This is a genomic window from Acidovorax sp. GW821-FHT10E03 (assembly GCF_059415205.1).
Genome location: NZ_JBWKMU010000004.1, coordinates 300374 through 321705 on the forward strand (window position 1 = coordinate 300374; position 21332 = coordinate 321705).

Genomic DNA, 21332 nt, shown 5'->3' on the forward strand with positions numbered 1-21332 from the left:
AGGAAGTTCACTGCCGCATAGGCAGCTCAGAAATACGGCAGCGAGGCCGACGCCATGGCCACCGCGTTCACTGCCGCATAGGCAGCTCAGAAAGCCGCGTATCCGGCGCGTGCACGCACCTTCGTGTTCACTGCCGCATAGGCAGCTCAGAAAACGCCTCCCTCAATGTTTCGACATCAGTAGCGGTTCACTGCCGCATAGGCAGCTCAGAAATACACACTGCAGGCGTGCCGGGGCACCTCCATGTTCACTGCCGCATAGGCAGCTCAGAAAAACACGCCGGTGGAACACATCGACCAGACACAGTTCACTGCCGCATAGGCAGCTCAGAAAACCTCTTGCACGCCCGTGGGCGACAGGCGCACGTTCACTGCCGCATAGGCAGCTCAGAAAGTGTCCTTGATGGCCGAGCACGCCGACACCATGTTCACTGCCGCATAGGCAGCTCAGAAACGCCCGTGCGAATGCGGCCATGGACGCCTGGAGTTCACTGCCGCATAGGCAGCTCAGAAACCAGGCCGCACCGCCGGGGTTTACCTCCCACCGTTCACTGCCGCATAGGCAGCTCAGAAAGGATTTGCAATCCATCGACCACCTTGCAAATCGTTCACTGCCGCATAGGCAGCTCAGAAAAGGTGGCGCGCGATTTCGCGCAAGGTGCTGCCGTTCACTGCCGCATAGGCAGCTCAGAAAGTGACCTGGGCCGTTCCCGGGCGAACGGCGGGGTTCACTGCCGCATAGGCAGCTCAGAAAGCAGGCAGTGCAGATGGAAGAAGCAGTGAAGGGTTCACTGCCGCATAGGCAGCTCAGGAACAGAAAAAAGCCGCAAAAATTGCGGCTAGGTAGGTTCACTGCCGCATAGGCAGCTCAGAAACCTATCGAGCCGGCGGACTATGACCAATGGTTGTTCACTGCCGCATAGGCAGCTCAGAAACACGCCCTGCAGCACCGGAGTCGAGGCGCGCAGTTCACTGCCGCATAGGCAGCTCAGAAAGTCGAATGCCCGCGCGGTGAGGGTTTCAAGCGGTTCACTGCCGCATAGGCAGCTCAGAAAATGAGCAGCTCTGGCTTGTGCGCCCATGCCACGTTCACTGCCGCATAGGCAGCTCAGAAATGCTGAATGCCCGCCTGGCGAGTGGAATGAAGGTTCACTGCCGCGTAGGCAGCTCAGAAACAGTCCACCACGGCCAGCAGGGCGGCGGCATCGTTCACTGCCGCATAGGCAGCTCAGAAAGACTGGGTGACCAACCCACGCCACCAGCATCTGTTCACTGCCGCATAGGCAGCTCAGAAATCGACCAGCATCTCGTCGATCTCCGACATGTCGTTCACTGCCGCATAGGCAGCTCAGAAAATTGTCGATGGAGCCCTGCGACGATCCTGTCGGCTCACTGCCGCATAGGCAGCTCAGAAATCTTCGGCAAGCGCATCGGTCAGGTCCTGGATGTTCACTGCCGCGTAGGCAGCTTAGGGGAAAAATCACATCAGAAGACCACGACTCAGGGTTGATGCCAGAGGTGCATTGGTCCGATTGGGGCAAGAATGCTGCGGCATGAGCCCCAGCCAGATCATCGTTCTCGCCACCCCCGTCTTCTTCCTGCTGATCGCCATCGAGCTGGTGGTGGGCTACCGGCGCCGGCGCAATACCTACCGGCTGGCCGACGCGGTCAGCAGCATCAGCCTGGGGATGCTCAGCCAGACGAGCGCCGTGTTCACGCGGCTGCTGCGCATTGGCATCTACACCGCCCTGTTCGAGCACGTGGCCCTGTGGCACAACGACGCGTTCTGGACCAGCCTGCACGGCTGGCTGCTGGCGCTGGTGTTCTACGACCTGTGCTACTACTGGCTGCACCGCATGGGGCACGAGTCGGCGGTGCTGTGGGCGGCGCATGCCGTGCACCACCAGAGCCAGGACTACAACCTGTCCACCGCGCTGCGCCAGACCAGCTCTGGCGCAGCGCTGGGCTGGATCTTCTATGTGCCCATGGCGCTGGCGGGCGTGCCGCCGCTGGTGTTTGCGGTGGTGGCGCTCATCGACCTGCTCTACCAGTTCTGGGTGCACACCGAGCAGGTGGGGCGCCTGGGCTGGTTCGACCGCTGGTTCTGCAGCCCCAGCAACCACCGCGTGCACCATGCGGTGAACGACGCCTATCTCGACAAGAACTACGGCGGCATCCTCATCGTGTGGGACCGCCTGTTCGGCACCTTCAAGGACGAAGACGACCAGGACCGCTGCGTGTACGGCACGCGCGGCCTGCTCAACAGCTGGGACCCGCTGTGGGCCAATGCCCAGGTGTACGCGGGCCTGGCGCACGACAGCTGGCATGCGCGCAGCTGGGCCGACAAGCTCCGGGTGTGGCTCAAGCCCCCGGGCTGGCGGCCCGCCGATGTGGCAGAGCGTTTTCCCAAGCCCCCCTTCAGCATGGCGCAGATGCAGCTGTACCACCCGCCGATGGCACGCGCGGTGCAGTGGTTCGCGCTGGTGCAGTTCGCGCTGCTGCTCACGGGGGTGGCGGCCTTTCTGTGGCAAGCCGACAGCGCGCCGCTGGCCCGGAACGCCGTCTGGTTCGCCACGCTGTTGGTCGCGCAGTGGGCGCTGGGCGCGGTGATGCAGGGGCGCATCGGCATGCTGATGGCCCTGGTGCTGCAAAGCGGCGCGCTGGCCACGGCCACCAGCGCGCTGGGGTTCGTGCAGTGGCACTGGGTGTTCAAGCCGCTGACCATGGTGATTGCTATTGTCTTGGTAGCTGCCAGCGCTTACCAGTCAAGCGACAGGGGCAGATTTTCATCAAAAACCCTGGCACTGCTGGGTGCCGCGCTGGCGGGGTCGCTGGCGGGCGATGTGTTTCTGATGTTCGAGGGCTTTTTCATCCCCGGACTGGTGAGCTTCCTGGTGGCCCATCTGTTCTATGTGGCGCTGTTCAAGACCGGGCAGCGGTGGTTTCCGCACCGCGGCGCGCTGGCGGGCACGCTCGGTGTCGGCGTGGCGATGTATGCCTTCTTGTGGATGGGCGGGTTGCCCGCCGCGCTGCGGGGGCCGGTGGCAGCCTATGTGCTGGTGATTGCACTGATGGCCGCGCAGGCCATCGGGCGGGCCAGCGTGCTGCGCGATGGAGCGTCGGTGCTGGTGGCGGTGGGGGCGGTGTTCTTCATGCTCAGCGATTCCCTGCTGGCCACCCACCGCTTCGTGCAGCCCCTGCCGTGGTCGCAGGTGTGGGTGCTGAGCACCTACTACGTGGCGCAGGCGTGCATCGTGGCGGGGGTGCTGAAGGCTGCAGCGGCGTTGCTGGTGCCTGCGCATGAGGCCACGGCGCCTGACAGCCCGCCGGTCGTTGTTGCTTCTGTTCCTGTCGTGGCTAATGCGACCACGTGCGGGCCAGCGCTGCGGCCGGAATGTACGCCGCACCCGCAATGAACAGCACACCGGCGAGGGTGAACGAGCCAGCGCTCAGCAACCACAGCAGGGTGTCGGCGTTGTACCAGCCAGGCCGCGCCTGCAGCAGGGCGGCCATGGCCGCTTCCTGCACGGCAATCAAGCCCCGCCCGGCGGTGTAGTGGTACACGGCGCCTCCCAGGGCCCAGAAGCCGGTCAGCACCAGCGCCAGGCCATAGAAGGCGTACCCGGTGCCCCATCGCTTGGTGGAGCCTGCCGTGCACCATACACCCAGGCAACCGGCCAGCACCGCACCGGCCACCAGCCAGGCCTGCAGGCGGTCGCTGGCCACCGGCAGCAGCCAATGCCAGGCCCAGGGCAAGGGCGCCAACAGCCATTCCGATTGCGCGGCCAGCCCCGGCCAGCGCTGCGCAGGCAGGTCCATGGAGAAGCGCGGCCTGTCCACCATCCACAGCACAAAGGTCACCGGCACCAGCACGGCGAACAGGATGTAGGCGCTGGCACGCCACACCAGCAGGCGGTGCGACCACGCGGCGGTCGTCCTGCCCCGCCTGTGGCCGTCGATCAGGTGCAGTGCCAGGCCTGCCACCAGTGCGGCCTCGGCCACCGCCGCGCACACGGCGACGCGGCCGCGCAGGTCGGCAAAGCCTTCCAGCACAAAGATGGACAGCTGGCCATAGATGAGCGCGCCCAGCGCATGCAATGCGACCGTGCCCGCCAGCAAGGCCACGGCGCAGGACCGCAGGAACTGTTGCTCGGGCACGGTCACGGGTCCGTCCGACCCCGCCCAGCCCCGCGCAGCGCGCGTCCGGACCTCGGCGCGCAACTGGCGGCGTCGGTCGCTCTTCTTGGGATGCTTGCGCGGTGTTGCCATGGCGGTGCTGCGCGGCCTGGGCGGCGGCGGACGTGAAGGTCGGTAGGAGGCTTCTCAGGCGCCAAACAACCCCGGCGCCCCGGCGCTGGGCGGCGCCACCCCCAGGTGCCGGAATGCCGCCAGCGTGGCGATGCGCCCGCGCGGCGTACGCTGCAAAAAACCTTGCTGGATGAGATAGGGCTCGATCACGTCCTCGATGGTGCCGGCCTCTTCGCCAATGCTGGCGGCGATGTTGTCCAGGCCCACGGGGCCGCCGTCAAAGCGATGGATCACGGCTTCGAGCAGCTTGCGGTCCATCACGTCAAAGCCCTGCGGGTCCACGTCCAGCATGGCCAGCGCCTTGTCGGCAATGCCTTTGGTGATGCGGCCGTCACCCTTGACCTCGGCATAGTCGCGCACGCGGCGCAGCAGCCGGTTGGCGATGCGCGGCGTGCCGCGCGAGCGGCGGGCGATCTCGAAACCGCCTTCGTCGTCCATGGGCGCGTTGAGCAAGCCAGCGCTGCGCTTGACGATGCGCGCCAGCTCTTCGGATGTGTAGAACTCCAGCCGCGCCACGATGCCGAAGCGGTCGCGCAGCGGGTTGGTCAACATGCCCGCGCGCGTGGTGGCGCCCACCAGGGTGAAGGGCTGCAGGTCGAGCTTGATGCTGCGCGCCGCGGGCCCTTCGCCGATCATGATGTCGATCTGGTAGTCCTCGAGCGCGGGGTAGAGGATTTCCTCGACCACGGGCGAGAGGCGGTGGATCTCGTCGATGAAGAGAACGTCGTTCTTCTCCAGGTTGGTGAGCAGCGCCGCCAGGTCCTTGGGCTTTTCAAGCACGGGGCCGCTGGTCTGGCGCAGGTTCACGCCCAGTTCGGCCGCGATGATGTGACTGAGCGTGGTCTTGCCCAGCCCCGGCGGGCCAAACAGCAGGACATGGTCGAGCGCCTCGCCGCGCTTCTTCGCCGCGCCGATGAAGATCTCGAGCTGCTCGCGCGCCTTGGCCTGGCCCACATACTCCTGCAGGAGCTTGGGGCGCAGGGCGCGTTCAATGGCTTCTTCCTGGGGCGATGCGGGCGCGGCGGAGATCACGCGTTTGGAGGGCGCAGGGGCGAAATCGTCGGTCTGAATGGTCATCTTTTTGTGTGCGCTCTCGCCGTCTCCGGCATCAGGAACCGGGCATCAACCAGGTCTTGAGAGCCAGCTTGAAAGGCAGGTCGAAGCGCCCGTAGTGGTCAAGGCCCGTGGGCGCCGCGCAACTGGACGATCCGCCGTAGAGCTGGCCGACCAGGTACCGCCTGGAGCCGATGGTGAAGAACAGGCCGGAGCCGCTGCTGCCGCCCTCTGTCGTGCCCTCCGTCCATCCCACCGCGTAGAACTTTCCGTCCTGCTGCGTTTCGGGGAAGCACCGTTCGCCGCTGCAATAGCTGAACTGGGCCACCGAGCCAGCGCTCGTCTTTTGCAGGTCGCCACGGGGATGGTGGATGCCCACCACGGCGGCGGAGGTGTTCACGGATCCGACGTACGAACCCGCATACACAACGCCCTGCGGCGGCGCGCTGTTCAGGCGCATGAAGGACGTGTCAGTCTGCGAGTCGGCAAACAGCAGCTCTGCGCCGCCCCTGACCTTTTGCGTACCGGGATTTGCGGTAGCGTTGTTGCAGGCCGACGAGCGGTAGAACCAGTCGGTGGTGAGGGACGATGCGACCGTCTGGGTGGAAATGCAGTGGTGCGCCGACAGGAAGTGCGGCTTCTTGCTCGACAGGGCGTCGTTGAGCAAGGTGCCCGTGCACAGGAAACTGCCGCCCTCGACGACAAACACCATGCGCGCCACCGATCGGCTTTCGGCGCTGAGTTCGGGCTTGCAAGATACGTCGATGTTGCAGGTGCCGGATTCACCCACCTTGGCAAAGCTTGCGGCCGTGGCCTGGTCGGGCGACACGAAGAAGTGCGAGAGCATGGGCACCGCGATGTCCAGTTCCTGCTCCAGCCGCGCGGCCACGGGAACCTCCAGCTCCAGCGTGGTCTCGGCCCCGCCAAAATCCGGACTCCAATAGGTGCGTGCCGCATCGCCGGTGTCGCCTGCATCCAGGTTGCGCTGGATGCTGCGCAGCACTTCGGCGCCCGAAACCTGCACCGAATCGCCGCCGGCGTGGGCGTAAAAACGCAGCACCGTACCAGCGGGCAGTTGGCGCACCACCAGCCCCAGCCGGACGCCGAGGGCGCCCTCTGCTGTGAAACTGATGGCGGCCCGCTGCAGGCCCGCACCTACCGGCTGCCAATTGAGCTGGCCCATCAGGTCGCGCGCCTTGGCGGTGGCTGCCACCGGGCGGGCCACACCAATCTGCTGGGGATCACCCTTGGTGAGCCCCGCGGGTTGCATGGCCTTCTTCACGAGGGCCTGGGTGTCGCCTTCCAGCGGGCCGAGGCGGATGGACGTCGCCTGCACGGCGGTGCCGCTACGCACTGCGACCTTGGCTCCGGCGCTGCTGGCGGATTTGGGAAGCCCCGTGTCGAGCGGCTCGATACGGTCGGTGCTCACCGGCGTTGGCGTGACGGGAACGGTGGGGGTGGTAGGCTGTTCCGGGCCGGCCGGGGTGGTCGGCACCGGGGGCGCTGCAGGTGAATCCCCCCCGCCGCCGCCGCCACAAGCCGCCATGGCCAGCGCGACCAGCAGTCCGGCAAATTTGAACGAAGCGCGATACGTCATCTCGGTTATCCCTCCGGTTGAACCCGTTACTTGGCCAGCGCCTTCAGCGCCAGCTTGATCCCGTCACTTACCCCTACGTCCGCCGGCAGCGCCTTGAGCGCCGCCGCGGCTTCCTTGTCGTTGTACCCTAACGCCAGCAATGCCTGGAGGATATCCGCCTGCGCGTCGCTGGTGGCGCCACCGTGCACGGCGCCCATGTCGGCCCCCAGCTTGCCCTTGAGCTCCAGCAGCAGCCGCTCGGCCGTCTTCTTGCCGATGCCCGGCACCTTGACCAGGCGGCCCGCTTCCTGCAGCGTGATGGCCTGCGCCAGGTCGGCCACACCCATGCCGGACAGGATGGACAGCGCAGTGCGCGGCCCCACGCCCGAAATCTTGATCAACTCGCGAAATGCCTGGCGCTCCGGCGCCGTGGCGAAGCCATACAGCAGCTGCGCGTCCTCGCGCACAATGAACTGGGTGAGCAGGCTCACCCGCTCGCCCACGGCGGGCAGGTTGTAGAACGTGCTCATGGGCACATTCACCTCATAGCCCACGCCGTGGCAGTCCAGCAGCACCTCGGGGGGATTCTTCTCCAGCAGGGTGCCGGTCAATTTGCCTATCATTGATGTCCTTTGACGCCGCTGGCATGACACCCTGCGCCGTCGTTCTTGCTGTTTTTCCGTTGCCTGACTGGAATTATCCGCGTGATCCTGCGCCACACCTTCACCCCCCACAACAACACCCGGCTCACGCACCTGTGCGGGCCGGCCGACGCGCACCTGCGCACCATCGAAGTGGCCCTGCAGGTGAGCATTGCGCACCGCCATGAGCAGTTCAAGGTCGATGGCCCCAAGGCCAGGGCGACGCAGGCCATGGAACTGCTGCAGGCCCTGTACGAAATGGCGGAACGCCCCATCACCGAGGACTACCTGCAACTCATGCTGGCGGGTGATACCGCTCTGGTGGAGGCGCCCGAGGGCGCCATCGTGCTCAACACCCGCCGGGCCGACCTGCGCGGCCGTACGCCCACGCAGAACCTGTACCTTGAAAACATCGCCAGCCACGACATCACCTTCGGCATCGGCCCCGCGGGCACCGGCAAGACCTACCTGGCCGTGGCCTGCGCCGTGGATGCGCTGGAGCGCAGCGCCGTGCAGCGCATCGTGCTCACCCGCCCGGCGGTCGAGGCCGGCGAACGCCTGGGCTTCCTGCCCGGCGACCTGGCGCAGAAGGTGGACCCCTACCTGCGCCCGCTGTACGACGCGCTGTACGAACTGATGGGCTACGACAAGGTGCAAAAGGCCTTCGAGCGCAACGCACTCGAAATCGCGCCGCTGGCCTTCATGCGGGGCCGCACGCTGAACAATGCCTTCGTGATCCTGGACGAGGCACAGAACACCACGCCCGAGCAGATGAAGATGTTCCTCACCCGCATCGGCTTTGGAGCCAAGGCCGTGGTGACGGGCGACGTGAGCCAGATCGACCTGCCCAAGGGCGCGATGAGCGGCCTGATCGATGCCGAGCGCGTGCTCAAGCGGGTCAAGGGCATTTCCGTCACCCGCTTCACCTCCGCCGACGTGGTGCGCCACCCGCTGGTCGCGCGCATCGTGGATGCATACGACGCGCCACGCCGTGCGGCGCCCGCTGCGCGCCGCTGAGCATTTGCTCCTGTTTCTATAGCTATCTGCGCCTTCCAATCAAGCGCCTGAGGCCCCAATGCCCTTGAACCACCTCTCCCTGTCGTTGCAATTCGGCGCATTTGACGGCGCGGCGGCACACCGCGCCGTGCTGCCACGCCACAAGGTCACGCGCTGGATTCGCCACGCCCTGGCCACCGACGCCGAGATCACCGTGCGCATCGTGGGTGAGGACGAGGGCCGCCAGCTCAACCACGCGTACCGCAAGAAGGACTACGCCACCAACGTGCTCACCTTCGACTACACCCAGGAGCCGGTCGTGACCGCCGACTTGGTCCTGTGCGCCCCCGTGATCGAGCGCGAGGCGAAGGAGCAGAACAAGAGCCTGGAAGAGCACTACGCCCACATGCTGGTACACGGCACGCTGCACGCCCAGGGCTGGGACCACGAGACGAGCGAGGCGGATGCCCTGGAGATGGAGTCGTACGAAACCGACATCCTGCGGGAGCTGGGATTTGCCGATCCGTACGCGACCTCCTGAACGCCATCCCTATTGCCGAGGGCAGCGGCGCAGTTTTTTACCATTTGGTACAAAGTACTCGCATCTGCCGGGCCTTGGCGTTGCCTTGATAAGTGAGGATTGACTCCTCCAGTGGGCGTCTCGCAGACCTGCCAGCACTCCCGCCGCGCGCCCTGCCTGTCTTCCCCCATTCTTTCAGGAGTCTTCTCTGTGGCCAATTTCCCGCGGCACCCTGCCCCCATGGCAAATTCGGGCCTCCCATCCTTGCATCGCGCATTGCTGCTGGCGGCGCCACTCGTTCTGGCGGCGTGCGGGGGTGGCAGTGGCGAATCGGAGTCCGCCGGACTCTCGGCCCCTTCCGGCTTCAGCGTGGCGAGCTACGGCCCCAAGACCTACAACTTCGGTTGGGCCGTCACCCCGGGCGCGATGCGCTACGAACTGTTCGAGGACCCTGATGGCGCGGGAGGCCCCCAATCCGAATCGCTGTTCGGCAGCGCCAACGCCAACAACGCCACCAGCTTCCCTCTACAGATTGGGGGGCTGCTGCACGAGCGGGTGAACGCGAGTTACCGGCTGCGCGCCTGCGACGCGAGCGGCTGCGGCCCGTTCACTGCCGCGGTAACACCCGACCTCACCCAGGCCATAGGACGCTTCGACCTTGCTGGCGGCGATCCGACCAAGCGATTTGGTGCCTACACGAACGCAATTGCCCTGTCGGCCGACGGTGCAACGCTGGCCGTCGGTTCGCCCCGCGAGGGCAGTTCAGGTGACCTGGCAGGGGCGGGCGCGGTGTACATCTTCAGCCGCAGCATGCCAGGTATTGGCATGCCAACCCCTGCCTGGGGCCTGCGGGCGCGACTGGAAGGCAGCAGTCCCGCCGCAAAGATGGCCTTTGGCGCCAGCCTGGCGCTGTCGGCCAACGGTCGCACGCTGGCCGTGGGTGCGCCGGAAGAAAGAAGCAATGCGCGCGGCATCAACGGCGATGCGGCCAACCGCGACGCGTATGGCGCGGGGGCTGCGTATATCTTCATGGACAACGGCAGCACCTGGAGCCAGCAGGCCTACATCAAGTCCCGCAACACGCCTGCGAAAGTCGAAACCTGTAGCCGCCTGGACATCATGGGCACGGCTATATTTCCCTGCACCCCCCAACACTTTGGCTTCAGCGTGGCTCTGTCAGCCGACGGGAACCTGCTGGCGGTAGGAGCGCCCGAAGAAGGCGCTAACTTCACCCCGGGGTCTGCCGCCGTGTTGGGTGGGCTCTCCTTCACCGGCGAAACCATTTTTGGGGGCGGCGTGGGAGCCGTTCACACCTTTGCCCGCAACAACGGCGGCTGGGCCGAGCAGGCGCACCTGCCAGGCAGCAGCGCCGACCCGACCATGGCCCGCTTCGGGGCGGTTGTAGCCCTGTCCAGCGACGGAACCGTGCTTGCGGCGAACACCGACAAGGACGTCTCGGTCCTGACCCATCTCGGCGGTGCCTGGAGTGCACCCACGCAGGTGTGGCGCGTTCCAGCCGCCGGTGTGCTACCGGCTTCGCACAATCCCTTTGCAATGTCCAGGGACGGAAGCACACTGGCCGTCTTGGACCGCTCTGGAGGTACTGACGTTCAGCTGCGAACATTCACACGCACGGCGGGGGACGCCTGGACGCAGCAGCCCGCACTGCCGGTCAAGGCTGCCGGCGGGTTCTTTACAAACAGTGTCATGTTGTCGCTTTCTGCGGACGGCCGCACGCTCGCCGTGGGCGACCTCAACGATGCCAGCAACGCCTCTGGCATCAATGGCAACCCCAACAACCAGGCCTTATATTCAGCCGGAGCCGTCAATGTCTACCGCCGCGACGGCACGACTTGGGGCCACCGCGCCTATCTCAAGCCCCCCCAACCGCAAGCACTCGCGAGCTTCGGCGCTGGCGTAGCGCTTTCCGGTGATGCCAGCACCCTGGCCGTGGGCACCAGCAGCGCTACGGATGGCGTAACACCCGCCGTGCCCAACTCAGCCTATCTGTACTGAGGCGCTGAAAGCGCCGGTCGTTGTGCGGCCTTGGCCGCAATGGCAACCGGCACCCATCGACGTGGTCGCAAGCAAAAGTGTTGCATCCGCGCCGTCGCCAATGGCGGCAGCGCCACCCCCTACCATCGGTGCATGCTCGACATCCCTTTGCTGCTCACCGCCGCCTTCGTCGCCGGCGCCCTCAATGCCGTCGCCGGAGGCGGCAGCTTCCTGACCCTTCCCGCCCTGGTCTTCACCGGCGTGCCGCCCGTGGTGGCCAATGCCACGGGCACGGTCGCGCTGCTGCCCGGCTACATGGCTGGGGCGTGGGGGTTTCGAGAGGACACGGCACCGCCGCCAGGGCTCTCCATGCGGCTGCTGGTGGTGTTGTCGCTCATCGGCGGCGCGGCGGGTGCGGCGCTGCTGCTGGTCACGCCCGACGCCACCTTCCGCCGCGTGGTGCCCTGGCTGCTGCTGGCGGCCACGGCGCTGTTTGCATTCGGGCCTCAGCTGCGCCGGATGCTGGCGGGCGGCAAACCCTCCACCGCCAAGGCCACGGTGGGCGTGCTGGCGGTGGCCGCCTATGGCGGCTACTTCAACGGCGGGCTGGGCATCCTTCTGCTGGCGCTGTTCGGCCTGCTCGGGCAGACGAACCTGAACGCCATGAACGGCCTCAAGAACTGGGTGTCGGCCCTGCTCACAGCCATTGCCGTGCTCATCTATGCGGCGGGTGGCGTGGTGCTGTGGCCGCAGGCGCTGATGATGATGGTGGCCGCCACCGCTGGCGGGTACGGCGGTGCACGCGTAGCGCGCAAGCTGCCTGCCAACGTGCTGCGCTGGGGCATTGTGGCTACCGGGATGGTCATGGCCGCTCTGTTCTTCTGGCGGCAGTGAGCGGCAATCCCCTGCCGTCCTCGTCGGCGCCTCCATCCTTGCCCGTGGGCAGCGGCCGGCCATCACCGCGTGCGCTGTGGGCCATGCTGCTTGCGCTGCTCAGCGGGTTTGCACTGAGCCAGGCCTTTCGCACCACCACGGCCATGGTGGCCCAGGGACTGACGGCGGACTTCGGGCTCTCGCCAGGGTCGCTGGGCGCGTTTGCGGGGCTGTTTGGCCTTTCCTTCGGCGTGGCCCAGTTGCTGATGGGCGTGGGGCTGGACCTGTACGGCCTGCGGCGCACGGTACTCACGGCGTTTCCGCTGGCGGTTGCGGGGTCGGCGCTCTCGGCCACCGCGCCGGCCTACCCCTGGCTGATGGCAGGGCAATTGCTGATCGGCGTGGGCTGCTCGCCCGCGTTTCTGGCCTGCACGCTGTTCATTGCGCGGCATTTTCCGGCAGAGCGGTTTGCCTACCTGTCGGGCGTGGCGATGGGTGTGGGTGGCCTGGGCCTGCTGTTCACCGGCACGCCGCTGGCCTGGCTGGTGCAACACGGCGGCGGCTGGCGCACGGGTTATGCCGTGTTGGCGGTGCTCAGCGCGCTGTCGTGGTTGCTGATCTGGCTGCGCGTGCACGAGCCCACCCCGCTGGTGCCGCCCCCGGCGCAGCGCGAAACCTGGGGCCAGGCGCTGCTGGGCTTTGGCCAGTTGCTCACGGTGCCGCACACCTGGGGCATCCTGCTGCTGGGCATGTCGGGCTACGCCGCGTTTCTGTCATTGCGCGGCCTGTGGCTGGCACCGCTGCTGATGGACCGCTACCACCTCTCGCTGGTAGACAGTGGCAACGTTGCGCTGGGGCTCTCGCTGATTGCCCTCTTCGCACCGGGTCTGGGCGGTCGGCTGGACCCGGGCATCGCCCGCCGCAGACGCTGGATCGGCAATGCCTCGCTGCTCATGGCGAGCCTGTTCATCGTGCTGGCGTTCCTGCACGGGAACGCTTGGGCCAGCGTGGTGCTGATTTTGCTGATGGGCCTGCTGTCGGGCTACGGCGTGCTGCAGTACGCCGATGTGCGGGCCTCCTATCCGCCCACGCTCACAGGCCGGGCACTGTCGGCCTACACCATGGCGATGTTCCTGGGGGTGGCGCTGATGCAGTGGTTCACTGGCATCGTCGCCACCTGGGCGCAGCGCCAGGGATGGGATGCCTACACGGCCGTCATGCTGGCCATTGCCACCTGGCTGGCGCTGGCGTCGGCAGGGTTCCGGGTGCTGCCGGTGTCGCCCTTGGTTTCCCTCGAAAACAAGAAAGAAACAAGGCCATAGCGCTTATCCATCAAGCGCTGAATGCTATCCTTTTTGACTACCAAGCCGCTCTAGGAGGTATCCGCAGCGGGATGGTCACCGGGCCGTCATTGATGAGATGCACCTGCATATCGGCGGCAAACTGGCCCGTGGCCACCTCGGGGTGCACCTTGCGCGCCTGGGCAACCACATAGTCGTACAGCCGCCGCCCCTCATCGGGTGCAGCCGCCTGGGTGAAGCTGGGGCGGTTGCCGCCGGTGGTGTCTGCCGCCAGGGTGAACTGGCTGACCAGCAGCAGGCCGCCACCGGTGTCCTGCACGCTCTGGTTCATCTTGCCTGCGGCGTCCGAAAAAATGCGCAGCTTGAGGATCTTGGCCAGCAGCTTGTCGGCCTCCATCTCCGTGTCACCGCGTTCAGCACACACCAGCACCAGCAGGCCTGCGCCGATGGCGCCCACGGTCTGCCCGTCCACATCTACGCGCGCTTCGCGCACACGTTGCAATACGCTGATCACTTCACGGCATCCTTCAAATCGTCACGGGCGTCGTCGAAATGCGCTTCCACGTCGGAGGGCAGCAGCTCGATGGTGGCGCGCAGGCCGGGCACGGCGGCCATCAGCGCGCGCTCGACCTGGCCGCGCAGCTCGGCGGCGTGGCGCAGGGTCCAGTGGGCGGGCATGTGCAGGTGCATGTCCACAAACCGGCGCTGGCCCGCGCGGCGGGTGGAGACATGGTCGAACCGCACGGCGCCGGGCGCCTGCGATTGCACGAACTGCTGCAAGGTGGCGTCGATGGTGGCTTGCACCTCGGGTTCCACCGCCGAATCCATGAGGCCCTGGGACGAGCGCCAGACCAGCTCCAGCCCCTCTTTCAGGATGTTCAGCGCCACCACGATCGCCGCCAGCGCATCCAGCCACAGCCAGCCGGTCAGGGCCGCGCCGGCGATGCCCACCAGCACGCCGGCGGAGGTCCACACATCGGTGACAAGGTGGCGGGCATCGGCCTCCAGCGCGATGGAGCGGTGCTCGCGCGCCGAACGGAACATGAGCCAGGCCAGCAGGCCATTGAGCGCCGAGCTGAGCACCGAAAGGCCCAGGCCCCAGCCGACCTGCTCCAGGGGCTGGGGCGCCACCAGGCGGTGGCCTGCCGCCCACAGGATGCCCACGGACACGCCCACGATCAGGATGCCCTCGAAACCCGACGAGAAGTATTCGGCCTTGTGGTGGCCATAGGGATGGTCGTCGTCGGCCGGGCGCTGCGCCACGGTCACCATCGCCAGCGCGAACATCGCGCTGGCCAGGTTGACGAACGACTCCATCGCATCCGACAGCAGCCCGACCGACCCCGTCACCAGCCAGGCCAGGGTCTTGAGCAGGATGGTGACCACGGCCACCGCCACGGAAGCCCACAGCAGGTTGCGGGGCGAGAACCAGCGATGGACCACGGGGGCAGTTGCAGGCATGAGAGAGGCATCCAGACGCGACAGGGGAAACGGAAACCGGCGAGCGCAGCCGATTACACCAGAGCCAGAGAGGCTGCGCCGCGCAGCCACCGCCAGGGCCCCATGCCAGAATCGGCGCATGACCAGGGCATGGCGCCGCCGTTTCGCGCGGGTTCATTTCACCGGCCTGCTGCTGTGGGCCGTGGTGGCCTGCGCCGGCGCGGGCTGGCTGGTTCACGCGCGCCTGCAGCAGCTGCGGGAGGCCTTCGAGACCGATGCCCGCATCGTGCACCGGCTCCTGAGCCAGCGCGTGGTGCAGCACGACGCGGTGATGGCCACCCTGGCCCTGCTGCAGCCTCCGGAGCCAGGCGCCACCCCGGATGCCGCGCGCGCCACCGAAGAGGCCACGGCAGCCTCCCCGCTGCCGCGCCTGCCTTCGGTCTACCCGCAGATCCTTTCCGTGCTGCAGCGGCCTGCGGGGGGCGCATGGCCCACCGCGCTGCAGCCGGCCCTGGCGGCCGCCGAGGCCGCATCGCGCCAGTCAGGCCATGCCGAAATGGCACTGCCCGACCTGCCTGCGGGCCGCTACCACCTGGTGCTGGCCAGCACCCCCGCAAGCTATGCGCTGCAGATCGACCTGCGCATGACCATCCCCCGGGACGAATGGCCGATGGCCATGGACAGCAGCCCGGTGCGCGTCACGCTCGCCCAGGGCGGCACGGCCTTCGTCGTGCAGCCGGGCCGCACGGAACCGGGCCGCTGGGGCCTGGGCTGGTCGTATGGTTTTCACAAGCTGCTCGCGGCGCCGAGCCAGCCCCTGGATGTGGTGGCGCAGCGCCATGTGGGCCTGCGCGAGCTTCCCTGGCTGGGCATGCTGGGCTGGTGCGTGCTGACCGCCGCGCTGTGGGCGGCGGGCCGGGCGCTGTGGCGCCAGCGCATTGCGCGCCAGCGGGCGGAAGAGCTGCTGCGGCTCGGCCAGGTCGCCCGCCTGAACACCCTGGGCGAGCTGGCCGCGGGCATGGCCCACGAGCTGAACCAGCCGCTCACGGCGCTGCTGTCCAGCACCCAGGCCGCACAGCGGCTGCTGGCGGACGACCCGCCGGATCTGGAGACGGCCCAGACAGCCATGGCGCGCGCGGTGGAGCAGGCCCGGCGAGCCTCCACGGTGGTGGGCCGCCTGCGCCGCCTGGTGGAGCGACCCGACCTGTCGGCGCAGGCCCAGCCGCTGCACCTGGCCACGGCGCTGCAGGATGTGCTGCACCTGCTGGAGCCCGAGCTGGCGCAGCGCGCCATCGCGGCCGAGGTGACGGTGGCGCCCGACCTGGCGCCCGTGCTGGCCGAGCCCGTGGCCTTGCAGCAGATCATCCACAACCTGCTGATGAACGCCATGCAGGCCATGGAGCAGGTTCCCCCCGCCGAACGCCGGCTCACGCTGCGGCTGTCGGCGCGGGATGGCACGCGGATCGCCCTGTCGGTTCGCGACCAAGGCCCCGGCGTGCCGCCCGAAGCCCGCGAGCATCTGTTCGAGCCCTTCTACACCACGCGCTCGGGCGGCCTGGGGCTGGGCCTGACACTGTGCGAAAGCCTTGCCCAGGCCATGGGCGCCAGCCTGGAACTGGCCCCTGCGGCGCCAGGCAACGCCGCCGCCCAACGCGGCGCCGAGTTCGTGCTGGTGCTGCCCGCGGCGCCTGGCACCCCTGCCGCCGCGCCACCCTCTCCGCAGCCATGAGCGACAGCGCCACGTCCCTTTCCCCCCTCATTCACCTGGTGGACGACGACGCCGCCGTGCGCGACAGCCTGGGCCTGCTCATCAGCACCATCGGGCTGCGCGTGCAGACCTGGGCCGACCCGCATGCCTTCATGGCCGGGTTTGACCGGGCCAGCATCGGCGCCATCGTGCTGGATGTGCGCATGCCCGGCATCAGCGGCCTCGCGGTGCTGGAGCAGCTGCTGGCGCAGGGCGTGGACCAGCCGGTGGTCCTGCTCACCGGCCACGGCACGGTGGAGATGTGCCGCCGCGCCTTCAAGACAGGCGCGGCGGAGTTCCTGGAAAAACCGGTGGATGACGAGGTGCTGATCGAAGCCCTGCAGAACGCCGTGCGCCAGCATGTGCGTTCGCGCGAACGCCACCAGGCCGACCAGCAGGCCCGCGAGCGCTACGCCCAGCTCTCGGGCCGCGAGCGCGAGGTGCTGGGCCTCATCGTCGAGGGCCTGACCAACAAGGAAATCGGCCGGGTGCTGGCACTCTCGCCCCGCACGGTGGAAACCCACCGCGCCAACCTGTTCGCCAAGCTCGGGGCCGAGTCGCTGGCGCAACTGATCCGGCGCTACGCCGCCCTGGTGCAATAGCCAGCCCGCGGGCTGCGGATGCGGCCTTCAAACCGCCCACCGCCTGGCGGGCACTGCGTAGTTCTACGGAGGCTCTGGCGTAGGCGTACGAATGGCCGGAATCCACGCCGTTTCCTACAGTTCTCCCACGGCGCCACAACGGGTGGCACCGGACCCGAAACCACCGAACGCCCACGGAGAACACCATGCAGAACACCCTTGCCAAAGCCGCCGCCCTCACCCTGTCCCTGGCCGCCTGCGCCGCCGCCAGCGCCGAAGGCGTGCGCACCGAAAAGAACATCTCGCTGGACCTGGCCAACCAGATCGTCGCCCACACCGTGGCCGCGTGCACGGCCTCCGGCTACAACGTGACCGCCACCGTGGTGGACCGCGCCGGCACCGTGCGCGCCGTGCAGCGTGCCGACAACGCCGGCCCCCACACCCTGGAAGCCAGCCGCCTGAAGGCCTACACCTCGGCATCGGCCAAGAACACCACGCTGGCCATCATGGAAGGCTCGCAGAAGAACCCCGCCGCCGCCAACCTGGGCCAGATCCCCGGCTACCTGCTGCTGGGCGGCGGCGTGCCCCTGAAGGTGGGCAATGAAGTCATCGGCGCCGTGGGCGTGGGCGGCGCGCCCGGCGGCCACCTGGACGAGCAATGCGCCATGGCCGCCATCGCCAAGGTGGCGGACCAGCTGAAGTAAGCCCACAGCGCAGCGCCCCGTCCTGGGGCGCTCGCCCGCTGCGCAGACACCCGCCAAAGCACCACCAACCGCTGAAGGGACACGCCATGAACCGACACACCGCAATGCCCCTGGCCCTGGCCGCGGCCCTGCTGCTGGCGCAGCCCGCCCAGGCGCAGGTGGCGCCCACCGCGGCGCAAACGGCGGCCTACCAGGGCCTGCACGCCGCCGCCGCGCGCGGCGATGTGGGCATGCTGCAAAAGCTCGTGGCGGCACGCGCCGATGTGAATGCCCGCGATGCCCACGGCCGCACGCCGCTGCACGTGGCCACGTTCGCCCGCCAGCGCGATGTGATCCGGCAGCTGGTGCAGGCCCGGGCCGATGTGAATGCGCTGGAGAACGACCGCTACGACGCCGTGACCATCGCGGCGGTGGCGGACGACGAAGACACCCTGCGCCTGCTGCTGGCCCTGGGCGCCCGCGCCGGGCAGGTGACGAGCCGGTACGACGGCACGGCACTGATCGCCGCGGCCCACCTGGGGCACGACGGCGTGGTGCGCCAGCTGATCGCCGCCGGCGCTCCGCTGGACCATGTGAACAACCTGCACTGGACGGCGCTGATCGAGTCCATCGTGCTGGGCGACGGAGGCCCGCGCCACCAGGCCACGCTGCAGGCGCTGCTGCAGGCCGGCGCCAGCCATGCGCTGACCGACCGGCAGGGCAACACGCCGCTGCAGCTGGCTCGCCAGCGGGGCTTCAGCGAGATGGTGCGGATGCTGGAGGCCGCGGGCGCCAGGTAGGTAGGTAGCCAGCGGATGCGGGATGCACCCGTGCGGGCGCACTGCCCCACCCACTTCAGCGGTACAGCGCTGCGCCCGCCATGCGCACCCTGTCGGCGCGTACCGCGCCCAGGGCATTCACCACCGGCTCCCACACACTCGCGTAGGCGGGCATGGAGTCCGGTGCAAATGCGGTATGCGGCCAGTCCGAACCCCACACCAGCCGCTCCCCCGCCAGCCCGGCCACGCGGCGGATCGCATCGTGCAGTTCGGCGTAGGGCGCCGCGGCCTGCAGGCGGTACCAGCCTGACAGCTTGATCCACGCCCCCAGGCCGGCCAGCCTTGCCAGCGCCTGCCAGGCCGCATCGTCCCGCGCCAGGGCGGCATGCATGCCCGCCAGGTGGTCCAGCACGCAGGGCAGGCCCGTTTGCGCATGCAGCTGGGCGATCTGCGCCAGCTGGGCAGGCGCCGCATACCACTGCACATGCCAGCCCAGCGCCTTCAGGCGGGGCGCCAGCGACTGCATGGCCCGCGCCCCGTTGCCCACCGGGGACACCAGATTGAAACGCACGCCGCGCACGCCCAGCGTGTGCATGGTCTGCAGCGCGTCATCGGCAATGTCGGTATCCACCACGACCACCGCGCGGTGCCGACCCGGCTCGCGCGCCAGGGCCTCGAGCACAAGCCGGTTGTCGGTGCCGTACACGCTGGGCTGCACCAGCACGAGGTGCCCCACGCCCAGCCTCGCGGCTTCGGCCTCAATGCGTTCGAGGGGCTGGTGCGCGGGCTGGTAGTGCCCGGCCTGGACCGGGGCGGCTGCATCAAAGACATGGACATGCGTGTCCCATCCCTCCGGGACATCCCGCAACGGCGCGGAGGGGGCCAGCGCACTCATGGGTCAGCCCACCACGATCTTGCGCTCTCGGATGACCTTGCCCCATTGCGCTTGCTGGGCCTGGATGAACCTGCCCGCGCTGGCCTGGGTCGCGTCGGGAAAGGCATCGCCGCCCAGCGCGCGGATGCGGCCCAGCACCTCGGGGTCGGCCAGCGCCTTGCGGATGGCGTTGACCAGCTGCGTGCGCACCTCGGGCGCAATGCCCGCCGGGGCCAAAACTGGGTTCCACTCCAGCACTTCGTAGTCGGCCACGCCGGCCTGCGCCATGGTGGGCACATCCGGCAGCGATCGGGCGCGCAGCGCACTGGTTACCGCCAGCGGGCGCAGCTTGCCCGCCTGGATGTGGCCCAGGGACGAGGCCACATTGGCAAAGAACAGCGGCACCTGCCCGCCCATCACGTCGTTCATGGCGGGGCCGCCCCCCCGGTAGGGAATGTGGGACAGGCGCACGCCCGTGCGCTCTTCAAACAGCGCCCCGGCCAGATGCTGGGCCGAGCCATTGCCGGACGACGCATAGGCCACGTCCTCGGGCTTGGCCTTGGCGCGCGCGATGACTTCCTTGACGGAATTGACACCGAAGCCCGGGTGGCACACCAGCACGTTCGGAAAGGTCGCCAGCACGGCCAGCGGCACAAAGGCGGTGTTGCTGTCGTAGGGCAGCTTGGGATACAGCGATGGATTGACGGCGAACGACGACGCATCGAGCAGCAGGGTCGTGCCATCCGGCGTGGCGCGGGCCACGGCCGATGCGGCCAGCTGGCCGCTGGCGCCGGGCTTGTTGTCCACCACCACGCCTTGCCCCAGCGCTTCGGCCATGCGGGGCGCGATGATGCGCGCCATCAGGTCGGCGCCGCCGCCTGCGGGGTAGGAGACGACCAGGGTCACGGTGCGCCCGCCCCCCACGCCCGCAGCGTGGGTGCGCACCCAGGGCGCTGCCAGCGTGACACCCACGGCAGCCAGCGCCGCACGACGCGACAGATCTGGTGAATTCAGAGGATCGGATAGATGGTGCATACGGGTCTCCTTGGTTTCGTCTTCAGTCGTTCATGGGAGTGCGCCGGGAGCGGCGCGCGCCGGGAGCGGCGCGCCCCAGGCCGGCAGGCGCAGCGGCACGGGCCTTGCCAGGCCCGTGGCACCGCACAGGGGTGCCGTTCATGTAATGGTCACGGTGTAGTGAAAGGCGTGGGCATCGCCGCGCGTGGTGCGCCATTCGATGCAGCGCCCGCCCAGGTCGTAGGCGGCCCGTTGCACCACCACGCCCGGATGGCCTGCGGCCAGCCCCAGGTGGAGGGCCTGCGGGGCTGTCAGCACAGCAAAACCAATGTCGTCCACGGCCCGGTGCACATGCACACCGCAGCGGCGCGCGAACATGGGGTACAGCAGGTCGTCCCACTCGGCGGTGTTTCCTTCTGCCAGGGGCGCAAACACATCCAGCGGCAGCCACAGGTCTTCCAGCAGGCAGGGCTGGTCGGCCAGCAGGCGCAGGCGCTGCAGCCGCAGCACCATCTCGCCCGTCGCCAGGCCCAGCCTGCGGGCCACGGCAGCCGGGGCCGCCATGCGCTGGCGCGACAGGATGCGCGAGCGCGGCATTTCGCCGCCGCCGCTGTCAAACCGGAAAAACCGCAGCATCGAGGCGCCGGCAATGCCCTGGCGCACAAAGGTGCCCCGGCCGTGGACGCGCTCCACCAGCCCTTGCGCCACCAGGAGTTCCAGCGCACGGCGCATGGTACCCAGCGCCACCTGGTGCTCCGTGGCCAGCAGGCTTTCTGCCGGCAGGGCCGAGCCGGGCGGCCATTCCCCGGCCACCACGCGGGCACGCAGTGCAGCCGCCAGGGCGGCGTACCGGCTCAGGCCCGGGGAGGAATCCAGCGCCACGACTTTTGAATGGGAGATCATGGCAAAGAACTATAGTCCTCTATAGGTCTTTGCACAATAAGTGAATACC

19 protein-coding genes and 1 CRISPR repeat array (1 of these 20 cut by a window edge) are annotated in these 21332 nt (G+C 68.1%); of the genes, 10 read left to right on the forward strand and 9 right to left on the reverse strand.

Features of this window, described 5'->3' with window-relative positions; translation table 11 throughout:
* Positions 1-1474: direct repeats of the CRISPR family, unit length 28 nt; unit sequence GTTCACTGCCGCATAGGCAGCTCAGAAA (it extends 2947 nt beyond the left edge of the window).
* Between the two features lie 78 nt (positions 1475-1552).
* Complete coding sequence (locus AC07OD_RS09435) at positions 1553-3415, forward strand: lysoplasmalogenase family protein (protein ID WP_494596296.1); 1863 nt, start codon at positions 1553-1555, stop codon at positions 3413-3415.
* On the opposite strand, the gene AC07OD_RS09440 is transcribed toward AC07OD_RS09435, so the two are convergent.
* The 4 genes from AC07OD_RS09440 to ruvA are packed head-to-tail and all read right to left on the reverse strand — an operon-like array spanning position 3357 to position 7559.
* Positions 3357-4268, reverse strand: coding sequence for a hypothetical protein (locus AC07OD_RS09440; RefSeq protein ID WP_494596297.1), 912 nt, complete (start codon positions 4266-4268; stop codon positions 3357-3359). The two genes, AC07OD_RS09435 and AC07OD_RS09440, sit on opposite strands and share 59 nt — an antisense overlap.
* Before the next feature lie 54 nt (positions 4269-4322).
* Positions 4323-5384 carry a Holliday junction branch migration DNA helicase RuvB gene (gene ruvB, locus AC07OD_RS09445; RefSeq protein WP_218293110.1) on the reverse strand — a complete coding sequence of 354 codons (1062 nt, stop codon included), beginning with the start codon at positions 5382-5384 and terminating at the stop codon, positions 4323-4325.
* A gap of 31 nt (positions 5385-5415) precedes the next feature.
* Positions 5416-6957, reverse strand: a complete 1542-nt coding sequence (locus AC07OD_RS09450) for a trypsin-like peptidase domain-containing protein (RefSeq protein WP_494596299.1) — start codon at positions 6955-6957, stop codon at positions 5416-5418.
* A 26-nt stretch (positions 6958-6983) separates the two neighbouring features.
* Positions 6984-7559 (reverse strand): Holliday junction branch migration protein RuvA, encoded by a 576-nt coding sequence (gene ruvA, locus AC07OD_RS09455; protein WP_218340557.1) that lies wholly within the window; start codon positions 7557-7559, stop codon positions 6984-6986.
* 81 nt (positions 7560-7640) lie between these two features.
* Between ruvA and AC07OD_RS09460 the strand changes: the two genes are divergently transcribed.
* The 5 genes from AC07OD_RS09460 to AC07OD_RS09480 all read left to right on the forward strand — a co-directional run bounded on the left by AC07OD_RS09460 (position 7641) and on the right by AC07OD_RS09480 (position 13283).
* A complete protein-coding gene (locus AC07OD_RS09460; RefSeq protein WP_218293107.1) occupies positions 7641-8594 on the forward strand; it encodes a PhoH family protein in 954 nt (317 codons plus the stop codon).
* 58 nt (positions 8595-8652) lie between these two features.
* Positions 8653-9114 (forward strand): rRNA maturation RNase YbeY, encoded by a 462-nt coding sequence (gene ybeY / locus AC07OD_RS09465; protein ID WP_218293106.1) that lies wholly within the window; start codon positions 8653-8655, stop codon positions 9112-9114.
* Positions 9115-9357: 243 nt separating this feature from the next.
* Complete coding sequence (locus AC07OD_RS09470; RefSeq protein ID WP_494596301.1) at positions 9358-11109, forward strand: WD40 repeat domain-containing protein; 1752 nt, start codon at positions 9358-9360, stop codon at positions 11107-11109.
* A 132-nt stretch (positions 11110-11241) separates the two neighbouring features.
* Positions 11242-11982: a sulfite exporter TauE/SafE family protein gene (locus AC07OD_RS09475; RefSeq protein WP_494596302.1), complete on the forward strand. Its 741-nt coding sequence runs from the start codon at positions 11242-11244 to the stop codon at positions 11980-11982.
* A 38-nt stretch (positions 11983-12020) separates the two neighbouring features.
* The gene (locus tag AC07OD_RS09480) at positions 12021-13283 is read left to right on the forward strand and encodes an MFS transporter (RefSeq protein ID WP_494596374.1); all 1263 of its coding nucleotides are present in this window, start codon (positions 12021-12023) and stop codon (positions 13281-13283) included.
* 37 nt (positions 13284-13320) lie between these two features.
* On the opposite strand, the gene dtd is transcribed toward AC07OD_RS09480, so the two are convergent.
* The gene (dtd, locus tag AC07OD_RS09485) at positions 13321-13776 is read right to left on the reverse strand and encodes a D-aminoacyl-tRNA deacylase (RefSeq protein WP_492805743.1); all 456 of its coding nucleotides are present in this window, start codon (positions 13774-13776) and stop codon (positions 13321-13323) included.
* Positions 13773-14723 carry a cation diffusion facilitator family transporter gene (locus AC07OD_RS09490; protein WP_494596303.1) on the reverse strand — a complete coding sequence of 317 codons (951 nt, stop codon included), beginning with the start codon at positions 14721-14723 and terminating at the stop codon, positions 13773-13775. The genes dtd and AC07OD_RS09490 overlap by 4 nt, the downstream gene beginning before the upstream one ends.
* Before the next feature lie 118 nt (positions 14724-14841).
* On the opposite strand from AC07OD_RS09490, the gene AC07OD_RS09495 reads away from it, so the two are divergent.
* From AC07OD_RS09495 to AC07OD_RS09510, 4 genes are all read left to right on the forward strand, one after another.
* Positions 14842-16431, forward strand: a complete 1590-nt coding sequence (locus AC07OD_RS09495) for an ATP-binding protein (protein ID WP_494596304.1) — start codon at positions 14842-14844, stop codon at positions 16429-16431.
* Positions 16428-17051, forward strand: coding sequence for a response regulator transcription factor (locus tag AC07OD_RS09500; protein WP_494596305.1), 624 nt, complete (start codon positions 16428-16430; stop codon positions 17049-17051). The genes AC07OD_RS09495 and AC07OD_RS09500 overlap by 4 nt, the downstream gene beginning before the upstream one ends.
* A 185-nt stretch (positions 17052-17236) precedes the next feature.
* Positions 17237-17734, forward strand: coding sequence for a GlcG/HbpS family heme-binding protein (locus AC07OD_RS09505; RefSeq protein WP_494596306.1), 498 nt, complete (start codon positions 17237-17239; stop codon positions 17732-17734).
* Between the two features lie 86 nt (positions 17735-17820).
* Complete coding sequence (locus tag AC07OD_RS09510) at positions 17821-18513, forward strand: ankyrin repeat domain-containing protein (protein ID WP_494596308.1); 693 nt, start codon at positions 17821-17823, stop codon at positions 18511-18513.
* A gap of 55 nt (positions 18514-18568) precedes the next feature.
* Here AC07OD_RS09510 and AC07OD_RS09515 read toward each other — a convergent pair whose 3' ends face one another.
* The 3 genes from AC07OD_RS09515 to AC07OD_RS09525 form a co-directional block, all read right to left on the reverse strand.
* Entirely contained in the window at positions 18569-19387 is an 819-nt protein-coding gene (locus tag AC07OD_RS09515) for an amidohydrolase family protein (protein ID WP_494596309.1), read from the reverse strand.
* Positions 19388-19390: 3 nt separating this feature from the next.
* Positions 19391-20401: a tripartite tricarboxylate transporter substrate binding protein gene (locus AC07OD_RS09520; RefSeq protein ID WP_494596311.1), complete on the reverse strand. Its 1011-nt coding sequence runs from the start codon at positions 20399-20401 to the stop codon at positions 19391-19393.
* A gap of 138 nt (positions 20402-20539) precedes the next feature.
* Positions 20540-21283, reverse strand: coding sequence for a GntR family transcriptional regulator (locus AC07OD_RS09525; RefSeq protein WP_494596313.1), 744 nt, complete (start codon positions 21281-21283; stop codon positions 20540-20542).
* Between the last annotated feature and the right edge of the window lie 49 nt (positions 21284-21332).